Source organism: Phaeobacter sp. PT47_59 (assembly GCF_028890025.1).
In the GTDB taxonomy this organism is placed as follows: Bacteria; Pseudomonadota; Alphaproteobacteria; order Rhodobacterales; family Rhodobacteraceae; genus Phycobacter.
Genome location: NZ_JARCJL010000002.1, coordinates 70,373 through 88,787, shown reverse-complemented (window position 1 = coordinate 88,787; position 18,415 = coordinate 70,373). Strand labels below are relative to the sequence as shown.

16 protein-coding genes are annotated in these 18,415 nt (G+C 62.1%); 5 read left to right on the top strand and 11 right to left on the bottom strand.

What is annotated here, in order from left to right:
- The 11 genes from flgK to PXK01_RS02090 form a co-directional block, all read right to left on the bottom strand.
- Positions 1-1,446 (bottom strand): flagellar hook-associated protein FlgK, encoded by a 1,446-nt coding sequence (gene flgK / locus PXK01_RS02140; RefSeq protein ID WP_274858674.1) that lies wholly within the window; start codon positions 1,444-1,446, stop codon positions 1-3.
- Between the two features lie 45 nt (positions 1,447-1,491).
- Positions 1,492-2,793, bottom strand: a complete 1,302-nt coding sequence (locus PXK01_RS02135) for a flagellar hook protein FlgE (RefSeq protein WP_274858673.1) — start codon at positions 2,791-2,793, stop codon at positions 1,492-1,494.
- A 121-nt stretch (positions 2,794-2,914) separates the two neighbouring features.
- Complete coding sequence (locus tag PXK01_RS02130; RefSeq protein ID WP_274858672.1) at positions 2,915-3,742, bottom strand: flagellar motor protein MotB; 828 nt, start codon at positions 3,740-3,742, stop codon at positions 2,915-2,917.
- A 219-nt stretch (positions 3,743-3,961) separates the two neighbouring features.
- Positions 3,962-5,581, bottom strand: coding sequence for a long-chain-fatty-acid--CoA ligase (locus PXK01_RS02125; RefSeq protein WP_274858671.1), 1,620 nt, complete (start codon positions 5,579-5,581; stop codon positions 3,962-3,964).
- Positions 5,582-5,602: 21 nt separating this feature from the next.
- Positions 5,603-7,225: a GMC family oxidoreductase gene (locus tag PXK01_RS02120; protein WP_274858670.1), complete on the bottom strand. Its 1,623-nt coding sequence runs from the start codon at positions 7,223-7,225 to the stop codon at positions 5,603-5,605.
- Between the two features lie 110 nt (positions 7,226-7,335).
- Positions 7,336-8,229: an isocitrate lyase/PEP mutase family protein gene (locus PXK01_RS02115; RefSeq protein WP_274858669.1), complete on the bottom strand. Its 894-nt coding sequence runs from the start codon at positions 8,227-8,229 to the stop codon at positions 7,336-7,338.
- A gap of 5 nt (positions 8,230-8,234) precedes the next feature.
- Positions 8,235-9,506, bottom strand: coding sequence for a TRAP transporter large permease (locus PXK01_RS02110; RefSeq protein WP_274848734.1), 1,272 nt, complete (start codon positions 9,504-9,506; stop codon positions 8,235-8,237).
- Positions 9,506-10,000, bottom strand: a complete 495-nt coding sequence (locus tag PXK01_RS02105; RefSeq protein WP_274848735.1) for a TRAP transporter small permease — start codon at positions 9,998-10,000, stop codon at positions 9,506-9,508. The genes PXK01_RS02110 and PXK01_RS02105 overlap by 1 nt, the downstream gene beginning before the upstream one ends.
- Before the next feature lie 66 nt (positions 10,001-10,066).
- Positions 10,067-11,056 carry a TRAP transporter substrate-binding protein gene (locus tag PXK01_RS02100; protein ID WP_274848736.1) on the bottom strand — a complete coding sequence of 330 codons (990 nt, stop codon included), beginning with the start codon at positions 11,054-11,056 and terminating at the stop codon, positions 10,067-10,069.
- Positions 11,057-11,361: 305 nt separating this feature from the next.
- Positions 11,362-12,735 carry an aspartate aminotransferase family protein gene (locus PXK01_RS02095; protein WP_274858668.1) on the bottom strand — a complete coding sequence of 458 codons (1,374 nt, stop codon included), beginning with the start codon at positions 12,733-12,735 and terminating at the stop codon, positions 11,362-11,364.
- Positions 12,736-12,840: 105 nt separating this feature from the next.
- Positions 12,841-13,317, bottom strand: a complete 477-nt coding sequence (locus tag PXK01_RS02090) for an Lrp/AsnC family transcriptional regulator (RefSeq protein WP_274848834.1) — start codon at positions 13,315-13,317, stop codon at positions 12,841-12,843.
- 275 nt (positions 13,318-13,592) lie between these two features.
- Between PXK01_RS02090 and PXK01_RS02085 the strand changes: the two genes are divergently transcribed.
- The 5 genes from PXK01_RS02085 (at position 13,593) to PXK01_RS02065 (ending at position 18,404) form a co-directional block, all read left to right on the top strand.
- Positions 13,593-14,783: a M24 family metallopeptidase gene (locus PXK01_RS02085; RefSeq protein ID WP_274848738.1), complete on the top strand. Its 1,191-nt coding sequence runs from the start codon at positions 13,593-13,595 to the stop codon at positions 14,781-14,783.
- Complete coding sequence (gene argE, locus PXK01_RS02080) at positions 14,784-15,941, top strand: acetylornithine deacetylase (RefSeq protein WP_274848739.1); 1,158 nt, start codon at positions 14,784-14,786, stop codon at positions 15,939-15,941.
- A gap of 65 nt (positions 15,942-16,006) precedes the next feature.
- The gene (locus tag PXK01_RS02075; RefSeq protein WP_274858667.1) at positions 16,007-16,672 is read left to right on the top strand and encodes a GntR family transcriptional regulator; all 666 of its coding nucleotides are present in this window, start codon (positions 16,007-16,009) and stop codon (positions 16,670-16,672) included.
- Between the two features lie 152 nt (positions 16,673-16,824).
- Entirely contained in the window at positions 16,825-17,439 is a 615-nt protein-coding gene (locus PXK01_RS02070) for a ribonuclease D (protein WP_274858666.1), read from the top strand.
- Positions 17,436-18,404: a KpsF/GutQ family sugar-phosphate isomerase gene (locus PXK01_RS02065; protein WP_274858665.1), complete on the top strand. Its 969-nt coding sequence runs from the start codon at positions 17,436-17,438 to the stop codon at positions 18,402-18,404. The genes PXK01_RS02070 and PXK01_RS02065 overlap by 4 nt, the downstream gene beginning before the upstream one ends.
- The last annotated feature ends 11 nt before the right edge of the window (positions 18,405-18,415 follow it).

The following is an 18,415-nucleotide window of genomic DNA, read 5'->3' as shown; positions in this document are numbered from 1 at the left end:
TCAGATCCTCAGAAGAGTTTCCATCATGCCATCCACAACGGACAACACCTTGGCGTTGGCACCGTAGGCTTTTTCATACAGCATGAGGTTTTGCAGCTCGGCATCGGTATCGACACCGAAACCGGCTTCGGTCTGAGCCATTTCGGTATAGCTGGCCGCCGCAAAGGAAAGCGTGGTCGCCGCAGTATTATCGTCGCGCGCGAAGCGGGACAGCAGCACCGCGCTCAGTGTTGAAGCGGTTCCACTGACGCTGCCCAGGCCCGTCGAAGAGACCGAACGGGTGTCCTGCAAGGCATTGGAATACCCTTCAATCAGGCTGCCATCGCCGGGATCGCCTTGAGTAGCCGCATAAAGGCCGTCACGGAACCGCCAGGTCTCGGCCTGACCGTCCATGGCAACGAGGGTGTTCAATTCAAGACGGCCGGCAATGCCCAGGGTATCGGCACTGTCAAAGAAACCTCCCTCATCGGTGAAAATGCCTGCATCCGTTGCCCCGATGGTGCTGTCCAGCGCAGGATCCTGGAACCGTTCAATCAGGTCGCGCGCGTAGGCATCCAGATCTTCCTGTGCTTCAACGGCAAGAACATCGCGGACATTGAATTGCGCAGCCAATGTGCCGCCACGCAGCGCCCCATTCAAGGACACGTCAACAGGACGTCCGTTGACCTCAAGACCCGAAAGCAGCCCATTGTCGATCGTCATATGGGGCAGCATATCACTCTTCGGAGAGAATGTGATTTCTGATGCTTTGCCATCCAGAAGGGCCGTGCCTCCGGCGGAGTAGAGGGCGATCCTGCCACCATCCCGCTGCATCACGGTCACCGGGACCATATCGTTGATCTCATCGATCAACATGTCCCGTTGATCCAGCATCGTGGTCACATCTGCCTTGGCCGCACCGGCAACAACGATCCGCGCGTTCAGTTTTTCGATCTCTTTCAACGCACTGTTCAGGCGATCCACCTGAACGCCAATCGACGCATCCGCCTGAATTCGCATCTCGCGCAGCCCATCGGCCGCTTCGGTGATCGAATCGACAAGTAGGTCTGCCTTGACAGCCAGGTCGTTCAAACGCGGCGAGGAGTCGGGACGAGAGAGCGCTTCAACCAGCGCTCCCTCGAAATTCGCCATCTGGGAAGAAATGGAGGTCTCGTCGTCGACGGTGCCGACCAGGCCGCTCATCCGAGCGTAGAAGTCGGCATTGACCTGCGCCACGGCCTGTTCGGACTGAGCATCGCGCCGCGCTGTGACGATCGCCGGATCGATCATGCGGTTCACCGAACCAACGCTGACGCCAGGCGCATAGGCATTCGAGTTCAGCTCCAACGACCGCCGGGAATACCCGGGCGTCAGCGCGTTGGCGAGGTTTTCCGAAACGATCTGGGAGGACCGTGACGCCGCAGTCAATCCGCTCATGGCGGAGCTAATTGCACTTGAGATAGACATGATCAGCCTGCTCTTTCTAAGCCGCGTTCAGTGGACATCAGCGCCTTAGCGCTTGATGTTTGTGGTTTCCTGAAGCATCTCGTCCACGGTCTGGATCACCTTGGCGTTCGAGGAATAGGCCCGCTGGGTCTGGATCATGTTGGTCAACTCACCCGCAACGTCTGTCGCAGACTCCTCGCGGGTATAGGATGCGATCTCACCGGTGGGGCCGTCACCGGCGTTCCACAGGAAGAAGGACCCGCTTTCCGAAGTCGGAATGTAGGTCTGGAAGTCCATCGACACCATGCCGTTCGGGTTTGCCATATCTACCAGCGGGATCTTGTAAAGCACGCGGCTGGCGCCGGTGTCATAGTTTGCCGTCACATAGCCGGAGGCATCGACTTCAACTCCGATCATGCTGCCGGCAGTCGATCCATCCTTGGTGATGGTGGCAGGCGAGAAGATGTCCGACACTTGGGTGAAGCCGTCGTTTTCACCGACAAGACCGATGTTGATCTCGATCGGCCCGCCATCGACGGTGACGATGATCGTGCCGGTTGCCGCATCATAAGCGCCCCCGGTCGTTGCAGTCACCGAAGCCAGGTTGCCGCCATCGGTGCGGCTGTCATCAAACACCATGGTGTATTCGCCGACCACCGCACCACCGCTGGCGGAATCGGTGATGATCATCGTCCACTCGTTGGAAGAGCCCGTTGCCGGGACCGTGGGAACGAACTCGATGCTCAAGGTCTCAGACGAGCCCAGGTTGTCGAAGTACTCAAGAGGCAGATCGATACTGTCGCCACTGGCGCCGGCGGCGGTCTCAGTCGACGGCAGGTTGGCACCGATCTGCATCTCGGTCGTCGGCTCGCCAACCAGCTGGTTGCGGTTGAAATAGACCGGCTCCAGACCATCGGTCGAGTCAATCGCCCCGCCGATCACATTGCCATTCGCATCCGTCGGCCAGCCCAGCAGCACCAGACCGGATTCAGTGGCAAGATAGCCATCCTCATTGGTGCTGAACTCACCTGCTGTCGTCAGGCGCATCGAGGGGTTGCCGTTGTTCGAGGCAACATCCGCCACGGTCGCAACCGGCAGGAAGCCGCTGCCGCGCACGGCAAGGTCGGTCGGATTGTCGGTGGTGACCAGGGGGCCGCGTTCGTCGATCAGACGCACATTGGTGGTGCGCACGCCGCCTGCACTGTAGCTACCTTGGGAGGAGGACATCACCACCGAGTGAAAATCGGTCTGGACGCGCTTGTATCCCGCGGTCGAGGAGTTCGCGATGTTGTCGGAGATGGACGCCAGTCGGCTGGCATTCGCACCCAGCCCGGATACACCCGCGTAGAGCGACGAAGAAATGGTCATAGCACGCCTTTCTGCTGCTTCAAAATCTTGATGCAACAGCTAACGCAGGACCACTTAACGGGCGGCTAACAGATAAAATCCTATCTATCTGCTGCCGCACCGTGGAGGAAATTGTCTTATTTTACTTGCGCAGAAGGATGATCTCGACGCGGTTGTTGCGCAACTGCATGGGGTTTTCCACGGCCAGGTTTCGGTCCGCATGCCCCGTAACGCGACGGATTCGGCTTGATTTGACGCTACCCGATTCTAGCAGCTTGCGGGCCGCATCCGCCCGAGCGTGGGACAGCTCCCAGACCGGGTTCTTTGCCACCACAAGCGGCTGGGACCGGGTATGGCCGCCAATGGCGATGTCATTTGCAACCGCGCCGCTGACGCGGGCCACCATGCGCACCAGATCCCGGAACAAGGGCGTGGGATCTGCACTGCCATCCTCGAACAGCGCTGCGTCCTCGGTCTCGAACAATTCGATGATCAGCCCTTCATCGGTGACACGGGTCACGATGTGACGCGCCAGATCCGTCGCGATCATGCTTTCACCGCCACGTCCGCGCAGTTCTTCTTCGATGACGCGGAAGATCTCTTCCTGGGCGGCCTGCTCGCTTTCATCGACGAGCCCGGTTTCGCCCTGTGCCTGGCGTGCGTTCATCGGGTTCTGATCCGTCGCCCCGGTTCCGTTCTGCGGCTTGATCTCTTCGGTGAACATGCTGTCACCGCTAAAGGCGCCATTGCCACCGCCGGAGACCCGGCTCAGCGGAATGGAGGGGGAGAAGTAATCCGCCAGACCCTTGCGCTGTTTTTCCGTGGTTGCATTCAACAGCCACATCAACAGGAAGAAGGCCATCATCGCGGTCACGAAGTCGGCATAGGCCACCTTCCACGCGCCACCGTGGTGACCGTCGCCACCGCCAGCCTTCTTCTTCTTGATAATAATCGGAGCTTGAGCGCTCATATCCACCACCACATTTTCACCCATTACCGGGGTAGCAGGCGGTGTCTTAAGTGAGCCTTAACAGATAAAATTGGCGATTATTAAGACCTTTGAACAACTGCTTTACGGGACAGCGTCGGCCCTCAAACGGTCAACAATGACTTCGCCGTGGTGTATTGATGCCAAAAAATAAACAATGGATGATCCCGCCCAATGCATGAGCGGGATCAGGATTCGGTCTTATACGTCCAGCAGAATGTCGCCGTAGGATTCGCGCAGCTTGTTCTTCAGAACCTTTCCGGTGCCGCCCAGAGGCAGGTCATTGGTGAAGACCACCTTGTCCGGAATCTGCCAGCTGGCCACCTTGCCCTCATAATGGGCCAGCAGCTCTTCCTCGCTGAGACTGTCGTCACCGCGCACCGCGATCACCACCGGGCGTTCATCCCATTTGGGATGCCGCGCCGCGATGGCTGCGGCCTGTGCGACCTTGGGGTGCGACATGGCGATGTCTTCCAGCTCCACCGTCGAGATCCATTCGCCACCGGACTTGATGATGTCCTTGGAGCGGTCGCGGATGATCATGTAGCCATCGGCATCGATGGTGGCGACATCGCCGGTATCGAACCAGCCATCCATGGTCAGCGCGCTGCTGTCATGGCCAAAGTAGGTATCGATGATCCAGTGACCGCGAATCTGCAATTCGCCCTGGGTCTCGCCGTCCTCGGGAAGGCGCTTGCCTGTTTCGTCGACGATGCGCAGCTCAACACCGTAGGGCGGGCGCCCCTGTCCTTCGCGGATCTTGCCCTTCTCCTCGATGGTCAGGTCATCATGCTTCTGCAGAAGGTTGTTGAGCGTACCCAGCGGGCTGGTCTCGGTCATGCCCCAGGCATGGATCAGCTCGACGCCATACTTGTCGCGGAAGGTGGGGATCATCACCGTCGGCAGGGCCGAGCCGCCGACCACCGTGCGTTTCAGGCTTTCCGCCTTGCTGCCGGTCTTGGCCAAAGCCTGCAACAGGCCCATCCAGATGGTCGGCACGCCCAGCGCCAGGCTGACGCGCTCGCCGTCGATCAGCTTGACCAGGCTCTCGCCATCCAGGTTCGGCCCCGGCAGCACCAGCTTGGCCCCAACAGCGGCCGCGATATAGGGCACGCCCCAGGCATTGACGTGGAACATCGGCACCACTGCCATCACCGTATCACGGGCCGAGATCGCCAGCCCGTCCGGCTGATTGCCACCCAATGAGTGCAGCACCGTGGTGCGGTGGGTATATTGCACGCCCTTGGGGTTACCGGTGGTGCCGGAGGTGTAGCACAGGCTGGAAGGCGTGTTCTCGTCCAGCTCGGGCCAGCTGTTGTCATCGCCTTCGGCGGCCAACAATTCGTCGTAGAACAGGATACCCGGCACCGCCTCGGCGGCGGCCTCATCCCGCGGCCCCATCAGCACGATGTGCTTCAGCGTGGTCAGATGCTCTTTCAGCTTGCCCACCGCAGGCACAAAGGTGGCGTCGATGAACAGCACCTGATCGTCGGCGTGATTGATGATGTAGATCAGCTGTTCCGGCTTCAGGCGCGGGTTGATCGTGTGGCAGATCATGCCCCCGCCAGAGACGCCAAAGTAGATCTCAAGGTGGCGGCGGTTGTTCCAGGCGATGGTGCCGCAACGCTCCCCTTCCTTGATGCCAAGGCGTTTCAGGGCAGCCGACAGTGTGCGGGCATTTGCCTCGATCTCTCCCCAGTTGGAATGCACCACCTCGCCGGAGGTTTCCACCGAGGTCACGGTGGTGTTGCCGTGGTAGCGGCCCGCATGTTCGATCAGTGAGCTGATCGTCAGCGGTTTGTGCATCATCTTGCCAAGCATTTCGCTTTGCTCCTCCAAATATCACTCAGCGGCCAGGGCCGCGCGGTTGCGGATCATGTCCGCGGCTTTCTCTGCGATCATGATGGTCGGGGCGTTGGTATTGCCACCGATCAGCCGGGGCATGATCGAGGCATCGACAACGCGCAGAGCTTCCATGCCACGCACTTTCAATTCCGGATCGACGACCGCCATTTCGTCCTGCCCCATCCTGCAGGTTCCCACCGGATGATAGATCGTATCCGACCGGGCGCGGATGTGCTGCTCCAACGCTGCGTCATCCGGCTCTTCTTTGATGAACAGCTCCTTGTGGATGTAGCCCTGCAGGGGCGGTGTTTGCATGATCTGCCGGGTCTTGCGGATGCCCTTGATCATCACCGCCAGATCCTCGGGGTCGGACAGGAACTGCGGATCGATCCGGGGCGGCGCCAGGGGATCCCCCGAGGTCAGCCCCACAGAGCCGCGCGATTTCGGACGCAGCACGCAGATGTGACAGCTGAAGCCATGGCCCATGTGCAGCCTGCGCGCGTGATCGTCGACAATGGAAATGACGAAATGCAGCTGCACATCGGCACGGTCCAGCGCAGGGTCGGTTTTTAGAAACGCCGCCCCTTCGGCAAAGGGGGTCGCCAGCATGCCCTTGCCGGTCTTGCGCCAGTCATTGATGTGTTTCAAGAGGTTGACACTGCCGGGCAGCGAGATCCCGAAATTGTCCCGGTCCTTGCTTTTGTAGGCGAGGGTGAAATCAAGGTGGTCCTGCAGGTTCTGCCCGACGCCCGGCAGCTCATGCACCATTCCGATTCCATGCGGGGTGATGTCCTCGGGGCGCCCCACGCCCGACAGTTGCAGCAGTTGCGGCGAGTTGAAGGCGCCACCGCACAAGATCACCTCGCGCCGGGCATTCACTGTCTCGTCCTGCCCCCCCTTGCGGTAGGCCACACCGGTAGCGCGCTTGCCCTGGAACAGAACCTTGGTGGCATGGGCGCCGGTGATCACCGTGAGGTTACTGCGCTCCATCACCGGATGCAGATATGCGGCGGCAGCCGAGCAACGTTCGCCGTTCTTCGTCGCCTCGTGGAACTGGGTCACCTGGTACAGGCCGATCCCCTCGTTGTCGCCGGAATTGAAATCCTCGACCTCGCGGATCTGCAGCGCCTTCCCGGCCTCGACAAAGGCGCGGCTGATGGGACGCGGCGATTTCTGGTCGCTGACCTGCAGGGGGCCGCTGCCCCCATGGGCATCATCCGCGCCACGTTCGTTGTTCTCGGCGCGCTGGAAATAGGGCAGCACGTTCTGCCAGGCCCAGCCGGGACAGCCAAGCGACGCCCATTCGTCGTAATCCCCTGCATGACCCCGAATATAGAGCATGGCATTGATCGCGCTGGAGCCGCCCAGGGCCTTGCCGCGCGGCTGGTAGCCCTTGCGCCCGTTCAATCCCGGCTGCGGTACGGTCTCATACGCCCAGTTGTTGATCTTGGGTCGCCCCGGCAGCATCGCCACCACCGCCGCAGGCGCGCGCACCAGGATGCTGTCGCCGCGCCCGCCCGCCTCCAGCAGGCAAACACTGATATTCGGATCTTCGCTCAGCCGTGAGGCCAGCGTCGATCCCGCCGATCCCCCTCCAACAATGACGTAATCAAATTGCATCGCTTCCCCTCCCAAGGCTGCGTCTGTTCCAAGCTGAGCGCAGGAGGGGGGCCCTGTCCATCATTTCTTCGCGTAAGACAGTCCGGACAGGGCGTTGAGGGCTGGCTTCCCTATCCTTCTTCGCGCGCGCCGGTCACCGGGCGAGCCGATGTGGCATAGCGCTCTGAGGCCTCATAGTAGTCGTCAAATCCGATCCGGCGGCGCAGCTCCATGAAATCCATCAGGTTGCTGCGCGGCTGGCCCGCCTTCATCTCTGCCAGCGTCTGCACCATCGCCTGCATGGCCGAGGCCATCAGCGACAGCGGATAGGCGGCAATGCGATAGCCGATCTCCTGCAAGGCTTCGGGCGGCAGGTCAGGGGTTTCGCCGCCCTCGACAATATTGGCCATGTTGGGCGCATCCGTGGCGGCGCAGACCTCGCGCATCTCCGCTTCCGATCGGGGGGCCTCGACAAAGATGATGTCGGCACCCAGCTCGCGGAACTTCTGTGCGCGGGTCAGCGCCTCACCCAGCCCGTGGTCATGGCGGGCATCGGTGCGCGCCAGGATCAGGATGTCCTGGCCTTCATTGCGCGCATCCACCGCGGCGCGGATGCGGTCAAAGGCTTCCTCCCGGCCCACCACGGCCTTGCCCGGCGTATGGCCGCAGCGTTTGGGCGCCAGCTGGTCCTCGATCATCACCGCAGCGCAGCCCGCATTCGCCATGCCCTGCACGGTGCGGCGCACGTTCATCGCATTGCCATAGCCGGTGTCACCATCGGCAATCAGCGGCATGGTGATGGCTCCGGCGATATTGCGGGCCTGATCCAGCACCTCACCATAGCTCATCAGACCCAGATCGGGCGCGCCGATACGCGCGGCGGAGGCTCCAAAGCCGGTCATGAAGGTCAGGTCGAACCCGGCCTGCTCGATCAGCTTGGCCGAAAGCGCATCATAGGCGCAGGGCATGGTGTGCAGGCGGGGTTGCGCCAGAAGGGCGCGCAGTTTGTCGGCAGGGGTCGTCATGTCGCTCACAGTTTGAAGGGAATATAGAGGGCAAGATCCGGCATCAGATAGAGCAGGATCACGCATAGGAACATCAGCAGAAGGAAGGGAATGGCGCCGCGCGCCACATCTCCAAGCGTGGCCCGCGCCACCGCCTGGATCACGTAGAGGTTCAGACCCACGGGCGGAGTGATCAGGGCCGCTTCGACCATGACCACCATGAAGACGCCGAACCAGATCGGATCAAAGCCCAGCGCCATGGCCGCGGGCAGTAGCACCGGCGTCATGATCAGCACCATCGACAGTGCCTCCAGCACCAGCCCCATGACCACCAGGATCGCAGCGACAAGCAGCACGAACATCACCGGGCTGGAGACCGCATCCGAGATGAAACCACTGATCTCCTGCGGGATGCGATAAAGGGTGATCGCCTTGCCGAAGACCTTGGCCCCCGCGATGATCAGCAGGATGGCAACGGTGGTGGCCATGCTGTCCATCGCCGCCTCCCAGAAGGCCTTCCAGGTCAGGGTGCGCAGGATGACGGCGGTGATCACAACGGCAAAGGCAAATCCAATGGCGGCGGCTTCGGTCGGAGTGAAGGCGCCGGAATAGATCCCCGCCACAACAACGGCCGCAAGCGCCATCGAGGGCAGCGCACGCAGGCTGGCGGCGCGGCGCTCGGCTCCGCTGGCTTTTTCACTGCGACCCATGCCCTTCATCGAGGCGTAAATCATCGAATAGCCGGAAAAGAGCACCAGGAGCGCAAGACCGGGGCCAACACCCGCAAGGAACAGCGCGATCACCGATTCCTCGGTGACAAAGCCGTAGACGATCATCGGGATCGAGGGCGGGATCAGGATGCCCAGCGTGCCCCCCGCAGCCAGCAGCCCGTAGACAAAGCGCTTCTCGTAGCCGCGGTTGATCATCTCGGGGATGGCCACGGTACCGATGGTGGCGGCCGTCGCCACAGAGGAGCCGGAAATCGCCGCGAACAGCCCGCAGGAAATTACCGTCGCCACCGCAAGCCCGCCGGGCCAATGCCCGACCCAGGCCTGCACGGCGGCATAGAGGTCACGGCCCACGCCGCCTTTCAGCAGCACGTTGGACATCAACAGGAACAGCGGCACCGCCAGAAGGATGAACCCGTCCAGCGTGGATAGCACCGCCTGCGGCGCCATCAGCGGAGAAAAACCGCCAAAGATCAGCAGCGACAGGCCAAGCCCGCCCAGGGCAAAGGCCACCGGGACACCGATCAGCAGCAGACCGAACAGTGCGATAAGAATCAGGAAAACGGTCATCAGTCGTGCTCCCCCTCAGCCACGATCTGCCCCTGCAGGGCGCGAAGAGTCTCGATCACGGCCTGGATCAGCAGGATGGCAAATCCGAAGGGCAGCGACAGTTCCACAAACCACATGGGCATATCCAGCATGGTGCCGGTGGTGCGGCCACGGACAAAGCTGTCATGGAAGATCTCGTAGCCGTAAAACAGCAAGATGGCCGAGAAGACAGCGACCGCGGCCATGGCAAAGACATCCGCCGCCAGCCGAGGCCCGCGCGGCAGGTTGGCGATCACGGCGGTGATGCGGATATGGCGCCGCTCCCGCAGACACCAGGGCGCTGCGATCAGCGATCCCCAGATCAGGCAGAACTGGCTCAGCTCCGCTGCCCAGATGGTGGGCCGCACGAAGAAGTAGCGGGCCAGCACCTCATAGGTGAGCATGATCCCGGAAAGAACGAAAAGCGCCGCAGCCACAAGGGCCAGCGCGGTCACGAACCTGGCAAAAACGTCCATGGAATGTCCCGAAGAATAGAAGCGGACCAGCCCCCGCATTCAAGGGCTGGTCCGGGATGGTCAGGTTCAGAAGTTTTCGGCAGCAGACAGGATCTGCGCGCCCAGCTCTCCGGCCTTGGCGCGGAAACCGTCATAGACGGGGGCTGCAGCGGCCTTCCAGGCGGCGATTTCTTCATCCGTGGGCGTGTAGATGGTCATGCCCGCCTTTTCCGCTTCGGCATAGGCGGCAGCTTCGATCGCGGACATCTCGTCCCGCACGGAAATCTCGGCCTTGCGCGCGGCATCCGCCATGATCTTCTGATGCTCTGCCGACAGGCCATTCCACCAGTCGGTATTGGCCACGACGAGGAATTCGATATCGGCGTGGTTGGTGACGGTGATGGTGTCCATGACCTCCCACAGTTTGCGCGATTTCACACCCGATACGCCGGTCATGCCGATGTCGACGGTGCCACGCTGGTAGGCGAGATACTGCTCGGACCCCGAGATCAGGGTCGGCGCACCACCGGTTGCAGTCACGAAGTCACCCAGCGTCTTACCAAAGACACGGGCCTTCTTGCCTTCCATGTCGGTCGGTGTCTTCACCGGGCCACCCTGCGACAGCATGATCGCACCGCCATAGGCCTGCCACCACAGAACCGTCGCACCTGTGTCGGCGATGGCGGCATCGATCGGCGCGCGCACCGGGCTGCCGGGCTCAACCGCCTTGCGGACCTTGTCTTCGGAGTTGAACAGGAACGGCATGTAGAAGACATCCACCGCCGGGATATCGCCCACATAACGCGTCAGCGAGGCGACGCCCATCTCGATGGCGCCCGATCCCACGGCGGCGGGCACTTCCTTGTCCTTGTAAAGCTGTGCGGAATCGTAGATCTCAACCGCGATATCCCCGCCCGAGGCTTTCTCCACCTCTTCCTTGAACATCAGAAGGTTCTGGCCAAGGTGGCTTTTGAGCGGCAGCTGCAAAGAGATACGGGCCGTCACATCAGCCGCAAAGGCGGGCAGTGCAGTGCACAGCGCCAGCGCGGCGCCTGTCAGCGTCGAAGTCAGTTTCATTAGTTTTCCTCCCTTAATAAAATCATGTTCCATCAAGGGCTTACCCCTGGTCAAGGGAAATGGCGGCGACAATATGAGTGCGCTATTCGAACCCGGTAATCTGTATGTAATTCAAATGTTTATGGATTTATGAGCCGCGAAAAAAATCGCTGTCGGCCCTTGGGCCTTCCCGGCTTTGGCAAAGATCCAGCAGCAGAATCGACTGAATGCAACCTGCGCCGCGCCTCAGGCGCGGCGTAGGGCCCAACGGGAGAGGATCATCCAGCGGATGTTCCGATCCGGGCGGGAGAGCCCCGGCCCGGGCTCTATCCCAACACGGCCTTCACGGCCCGGGCGGTGGCAGCGACCACTGTGTCGGCCTCCGCGCGGCTCAGGCAGAAGGGTGGCGCGAAGCCCAGGATATCGCCCTGCGGCATGGCGCGGGCAATGACCTTGTCCTGCTCCAACAGCTTGGCCGCGATCTGCGGACCGATCTTGTCGGCGGCGTCAAAGAAGCTGCGGCTGCCGCGATCCTTCACGAACTCCACCGCGCACAGCATGCCCTCACCGCGAATGTCGCCCACCTGGGCATGATCGCCCAGCGCATCCTTCATCGACTGATTGAGATAAGCGCCCACGCTGCCTGCATTCTCCACCAGGTTCAGCTCATCGATCAGCTTGAGGTTGGCCACCCCCGCCGCAGCGCCGATGGGGTGGGCGGAATAGGTCCAGCCATGGCCGATGGGGCCGTTTTCATCCGTGCCCTGCTCCAGCACCTTCCAGACCTTGTCAGACACGATCGAGCCTGACAGCGGCGCATAGGCCGAGGTCAACCCCTTGGCGATGGTGATGATATCCGCCTCGATCCCGTAGTGATCGCTGCCGAACATGGTGCCGAGACGGCCAAACCCGGTGACCACCTCGTCGGCAACCAAGAGGATATCGTGCTTTTTCAGCACGCCCTGGATAGCCTGCCAGTATCCGGCCGGGGGCGGCACGATGCCCCCCGTTCCCAGCACCGGCTCGCCGATGAAGGCCGCGATGGTGTCGGCGCCTTCGCGCTCGATCAGCGCCTCCAGCTCGGCGACGCAATGGACGACGAACTGTTCCTCGGACTGGCTCTGATCGGCGCGGCGGAAATAGTAGGGCGCCTCGGTGTGTACCACCTGCGCCAGCGGCAGATCGAATTTCTTGTGAAACAGCTCCAGCCCCGTCAGCGATCCCGTCACCAGCCCCGAACCATGATAGCCCCGCCAGCGCGAGATGATCTTCTTCTTCTCGGGCCGACCCAGGATGTTGTTGTAATACCAGATCAGCTTGACGTTGGTTTCATTGGCGTCCGAACCACCAAGGCCGAAATAGACCCTGGACATATTGGCGGGCGCACGGTCCAGGATCATCTTCGACAGGGTGATCGACGCCTCGGTGCCATGGCCGACGTAGGAATGGTAATAGGCCAGCTCCCGCGCCTGTTCACCGATGGCCTCGGCGATCTCCTGGCGGCCATAGCCGACGTTCACACAGTAGAGCCCGGCAAAGGCATCCAGCAGCTTGGTGCCATCGCGATCCTCGATATGGACGCCGCTGGCGGTCTTGATCACGCGGGTCGGGCTTTCGCCACGCGCGTGCTGCGCCAGATGGGTGGAGGGGTGAAAGAAATTGTCGCGGTCCCACTGGTCCAGTTGGTCGTTCTTCAGCATGTCATGTCCTTGATCGGCAGCCCAATACGTCAGGCTGCACTTTCTAGGCTCTTGCCAGAAACGGGAACTGATCTTCAGCAGGATGGCAGAAAAATCTCTGCCGGATCACCCCCCCAGCAGAAGATCCAGCGGTGGCGCGGTGGGGCCCTTGACGGGCTTGGTCACCACATAGGTGAAATAGCGCGACAGGCCGATACGCGCCTCCAGCATGGCATCGATCAGCGCCTGATAGGCCTCGATATCGCGGGTCACCACCTGCAACAGATAGTCAAAGCCCCCGCCCAGCGCCCAGCAGCCGGTGATCTCGTCATATCGCTGTATCGCCGTTTCGAATGTCTGAAAACTGGCCGCCGTGTGATCGGCGATTTCCGCCGCCACGAAAACGGTGACATGCGGAGCCAGTTTGCGCAGGTTGATGCGGGCGCCATAGCCTTCGATCAGACCCGCCTGTTCCAGCTTGCGCAGCCGGTCCCAGCAGGGGGTTGCGGACAGGCCGATGCGTTCGGCCAGGGCCGCTTTGGTAATGCGCCCTTCCTGCGACAGAACCCGCAGGATGGCGATATCCCGATCATCAAGACGTATCATGCAACAGGGCGTATCACGGGCAGAGGGACTGGAAAAGCACTAGAGCCGCACCCGCTCCGCGGCCTTCCCGCCGCTGCCTACAAGGTGCAGGTTTTCAGCCACAACCCAAGATGTGCACAACATTACGGCACCCACCCGCCAAATACCCCTGAACTGCCAAAAATTGGGGGTCGTTTTGGGAAAACCCCGTGTCGCGAATAGATCCGAAGCGGAAGATGTATTCATCTACGCTTCACTTACCGCTTTTCGCCATTGATTGATCAGAGATCGCCATGCCACTGGAACACGCTCCCTTCTCGCAGGCCGAATACGCCCGCCGCATCGACAAGACCCGCAAGGCCATGGAGGCGGCCGGGATCGAGGTTCTCTTTGTCACCGACCCCTCGAACCAGGCCTGGCTGACCGGCTATGACGGCTGGTCCTTCTATGTACACCAGGGGGTGATCCTGGGCCTGGATGGCGATCCGATCTGGTGGGGGCGCACCATGGATGCCTTTGGCGCCCTGCGCACCGTCTGGATGGAAGAGAAAAGCGTCATCGGCTATGATGATCGCTATATCCAGTCCACCACCTGCCACCCGATGGAGGATCTGGCCGCCCATCTGACCCGCCTCGGCCATGGCATGGCCCGCATCGGGGTCGAGATGGAGAACTACTACTACTCGGCCAAGGCCCATGCGGTGCTAGAGCAGAGCCTGCCCGATGCGCAACTGCAGGACGCCACTGCTCTGGTGAACTGGCAGCGCGGGGTGAAATCGGATGAGGAGCTCACCTTCATCCGCCGCGCCGCCCGCATTACCGAAAGCATCGTCAACCTCGCTATCACCCGCGCCCGCCCGGGCCTGCGCAAGAACGAGCTGGTGGGCGATATCCTGCAGGCCGGCACCTACGGTGTGGGTGACGACTGGGGCGATTATCCCGCCATCGTGCCGCTGACGCCCTCCGGCCTGGATGCCACTGCGGCGCATCTCACCTGGGATGGGCGCCCGATGCAAAGCGGCGAAGCGACCTTCTTTGAGCTCTCAGGCTGCTACCGCCGCTATCACGCGCCGCTCTGCCGCACGGTCCATCTGGGCCAGCCGCCACAGGCGATGCTGGATGCCTCTGCAGCGCTGAACGAAGGGATCGAGGCAGGTCTTGCCGCAGCCAAGGCCGGAAACCGTGCCTGCGACATTGCAAATGCCCTCAATGGCGCGCTGAAGAAAGCCGGGATCGATCGCAACGGCCGCTGTGGCTACCCCATCGGCCTCAGCTACCCGCCGGACTGGGGCGAGCGGACGATCTCGATCCGCGACACCGATGAAACCATGCTGGAACCCGGCATGACCTTCCACTTCATGCCCGGCCTGTGGATGGACGACTGGGGGCTGGAGACCACCGAAACCATCCTGATCCGCGACAGCGGCCCGGCCGAGGCGCTCTGTAATGTGGAGCGCAAGCTCTTCATCAAGGACGAGGGCTGAATGACCTTCCTGCCCCGAACGACAGACCTCCTGGGAGAGCTCATCGCACTGCCGACGGTCTCGGCTGACAGCAACCTGGCGATGATCTCCCTGCTGGCGGACCGCCTCGATAGCGCAGGCGCAACGGTACACATCTGGACGGATGAGAGCGGCACCAAGGCCAACCTCTTTGCCACCATCGGGCCGGAGCGGGACGGCGGCATCGTGCTGTCGGGCCATTCGGATGTGGTGCCGGTGACCGATCAGGACTGGACCAGCGATCCCTTCCAGATGGTGGAACGGGACGGTCGGCTATACGGACGCGGCACCTGCGACATGAAGGGGTTCATTGCCGCCGCCACGGCGATGGCGCCGCACTATGCCGACCTGAACCCTTCCCGCCCGATCCATTTCGCCTTCACCTATGACGAGGAGGTCGGCTGTTTCGGGGCGCAGGCCCTGGCCCAGTCGCTGAAGGAACGCGGCCTGCGCCCCGGCGTCTGTATCGTCGGGGAGCCGACGATGATGCGCATCATCGAAGGGCACAAAGGCTGCTATGAATACTCCACCCATTTCACCGGGCTGGAGGGGCACGGGTCCGGCCCGGATCTTGGCGTCAACGCGGTGGAATACGCGGCCCGCTATGTTGCGCGCCTGTTGGAGCTGAAGGACGCCCTGCGCGCCCGCGCGCCCGAAGGCAGCCGATTCGAGCCGCCCTGGACCACCATCAACACCGGTGCGCTGGTGGGCGGGCACGCCCATAACGTGATCCCCGGCAAGGCGCGGGTGGATTGGGAAATGCGCCCGGTACAGAAATCCGATGCCGATTTCGTCAAGGAGGATCTGGAGCGCCTGTGCACCCACGCCCTGCTGCCGCAGATGCGCGCCATCTGTCCCGGGGCCGATATCGTGACCGAGGTGATCGGCGAAGTGGACGGGCTGGAACCGGCATCTGAGAACGAGGCCCGCGAGATCCTTCAGGAGCTGACCGGCGCCAACGGGGCCGATCTGGTGGCCTTTGGCACCGAGGCGGGGATCTTCCAAGGGTTGGGCATGAATGTCGCTGTCTGCGGGCCGGGATCGATCGAACAGGCGCACAAACCGGATGAATATGTCTCGCTCGACCAGCTGTCCCAATGTCTTGGGCTGCTGGAAGGCCTGTCCACCAAACTGATCTGATCCGCACCTCCAAGGGCGCGATGCCCCCATAGGCCCACAGCCGCCAGCCAAAGGAGGGCTGACGCATGACAACAGCCCAGGGAAGCGCCCGCGACCGGTTCGAACTGATGCACCGGGAGATCCGGGATCGCATCTGCCTCTTGGACTATGCGCCCGGCACCCGCCTTTCAGAGATCGAACTGGCCGAGGAATTCGGCGTCAGCCGCACGCCCCTGCGCCGGGTTCTGGCCCGGCTTGAGGACGAAGGGTTGGTGCAATCCGTTCATGGCGTCGGCACCTTCGTGACGGATGTGAACCTGGATGCCCTGGCGCAGACCTACCAGCTGAGAATGGAGCTGGCCGGCATGATGGGCCATGTGATGCCCCTGCCCCCTGATGATACGCTATTGACTGAATTTCGCGCGCTCTCTGCCCGCTCGAAATCCCTGCTCCAGACGCCCGCAGCCCGCGACTTTGCCCAGCTGATCACCGATTTCTTCCGCGCCACGCTGAAACTCACCGGCAATATGCAACTGCGGCTCATCTCGGAACGGCTTTACTATCAGACCGCCCGGATCTGGCTGACCTCGGTGTCGGAATCGGTGATCGATCTGGAGGAGGAGATGCGCATCTTCGATGGGGAGCTTGATACATTGATCGGCGCCCTGGAGACCCGAGACCTGCGGGCCGCCGCCCTGTTGCAGCAGGCCCATATCTCGATGAGCTATGCGCGCATGTCCGCAGCGGGCTGACAGGCATAAACCGCATATTAGGCTCCATGCGCTCCAGTGCCGGACAACAGGAGCAATCGCCCCTTGGCTTGTCACAGTTGAGTTCGCCGCCTTTAGCGCTTATCTCGGCAGCAGGCGGGCCGCGCGGGCCGACCAGACAAAGGATATCTCCATTGGCCAATCATCTTTACAAGAACGATCTGCCGGACGGGCTGGATCTGGGGCCCGTCGTGGCCATCGATTGTGAAACCATGGGGCTGAACCCTCATCGGGACCGGCTTTGCGTCATTCAGATGTCGGGCGGCGACGGCAATGCCCATATCGTGCAGATCGAAAAGGGCCAGAGCGAGGCCCCGAACCTCTGCCGGATGCTGGAAGACCCCGACGTGCTGAAACTGTTCCATTTCGGACGCTTCGACATAGCTGCAATGTACCATGCCTTTGGCGCCCTGGCCGCACCGGTCTATTGCACCAAGATCGCCAGCCGCCTGGTACGCACCTACACGGATCGCCACGGGTTGCGGAATATCTGCCAGGAGCTGATCGGTGTCGATATCTCCAAGCAGCAGCAGATGAGCGACTGGGGCGCCGAAACCCTGACCGAGGCGCAGCTGGACTACGCCGCATCGGATGTGCTGCACCTGCACCGCCTGAGGGACGAGCTGAACAAGCGCCTGTCCCGCGAGGGACGCACCGAGATGGCCCAGGCCTGTTTCGACTTCCTGCCGATGCGCGCGCGCCTCGATCTGGAAGGCTGGCCCGAAACCGATATCTTTGCGCACTCATGACCGAGACAGAACAACTCCTCGCTACCGCACGGCAGGTGGTCACCGACGAGGCCCGCGCACTGGATGCCCTGGCCGAAGGGTTTGATGATCGCTTTGCCGATGCGGTGCGCCTGATCCTTGAGGCCAAGGGGCGGGTGATCGTCAGCGGCATCGGCAAATCCGGCCATATCGGCCGCAAGATCGCCGCAACGCTTGCCAGTACAGGCACCCCCGCTCATTTCGTGCACCCGGCCGAAGCCAGCCATGGTGATCTGGGCATGCTCTCCAAGGGGGATGTGGTGCTGGCGATCTCCAACTCCGGCGAGGCGCCGGAACTGGCCGATCTTCTGCTGTTCACCCGCCGGTTCGAGATCCCGCTGATCGGCCTGTCCAGCAGGCCCGGCAGCACCTTGATGACACAGGCCGATGTGCACCTGCAGATCCCCGCCCTGGGCGAGGCCTGCGGATACGGTATCGTGCCGTCGATCTCGACCACGCTGACCCTGGCCATGGGCGATGCGCTGGCGATCGCCATCATGAAACATCGCGACTTCCGGCCCGAGAATTTCCGCGACTTCCACCCCGGCGGCAAACTGGGCGCGCGCCTCTCGAAGGTGCGTGACCTGATGCATGAAGGCAGTGCCCTGCCGCTGGTTCAGGACGCAACGCCCATGTCCGATGCGCTGATCGAAATCAGCCAGAAGGGCTTTGGTGTCGTGGGCGTCACCGGCGCGGATGGCGCCCTTGCGGGTATCATCACCGATGGCGACCTGCGCCGCCACATGGAGGGGCTGCTGGATCACAAGGCCGCCGACGTCATGACCAAGGCGCCCACCACCATCGGCCCGGACGCCCTGGCCGAAGAGGCGGTTGCGATCATGAACGCGCGCAAGATCACCTGTCTCTTCGTGGTGGATACTAGCCAGGGACCACAGGCGCAGGGTCTTTTGCACATTCACGACTGCCTGCGTGCAGGCCTCGGCTAAGGCGGAGGGGG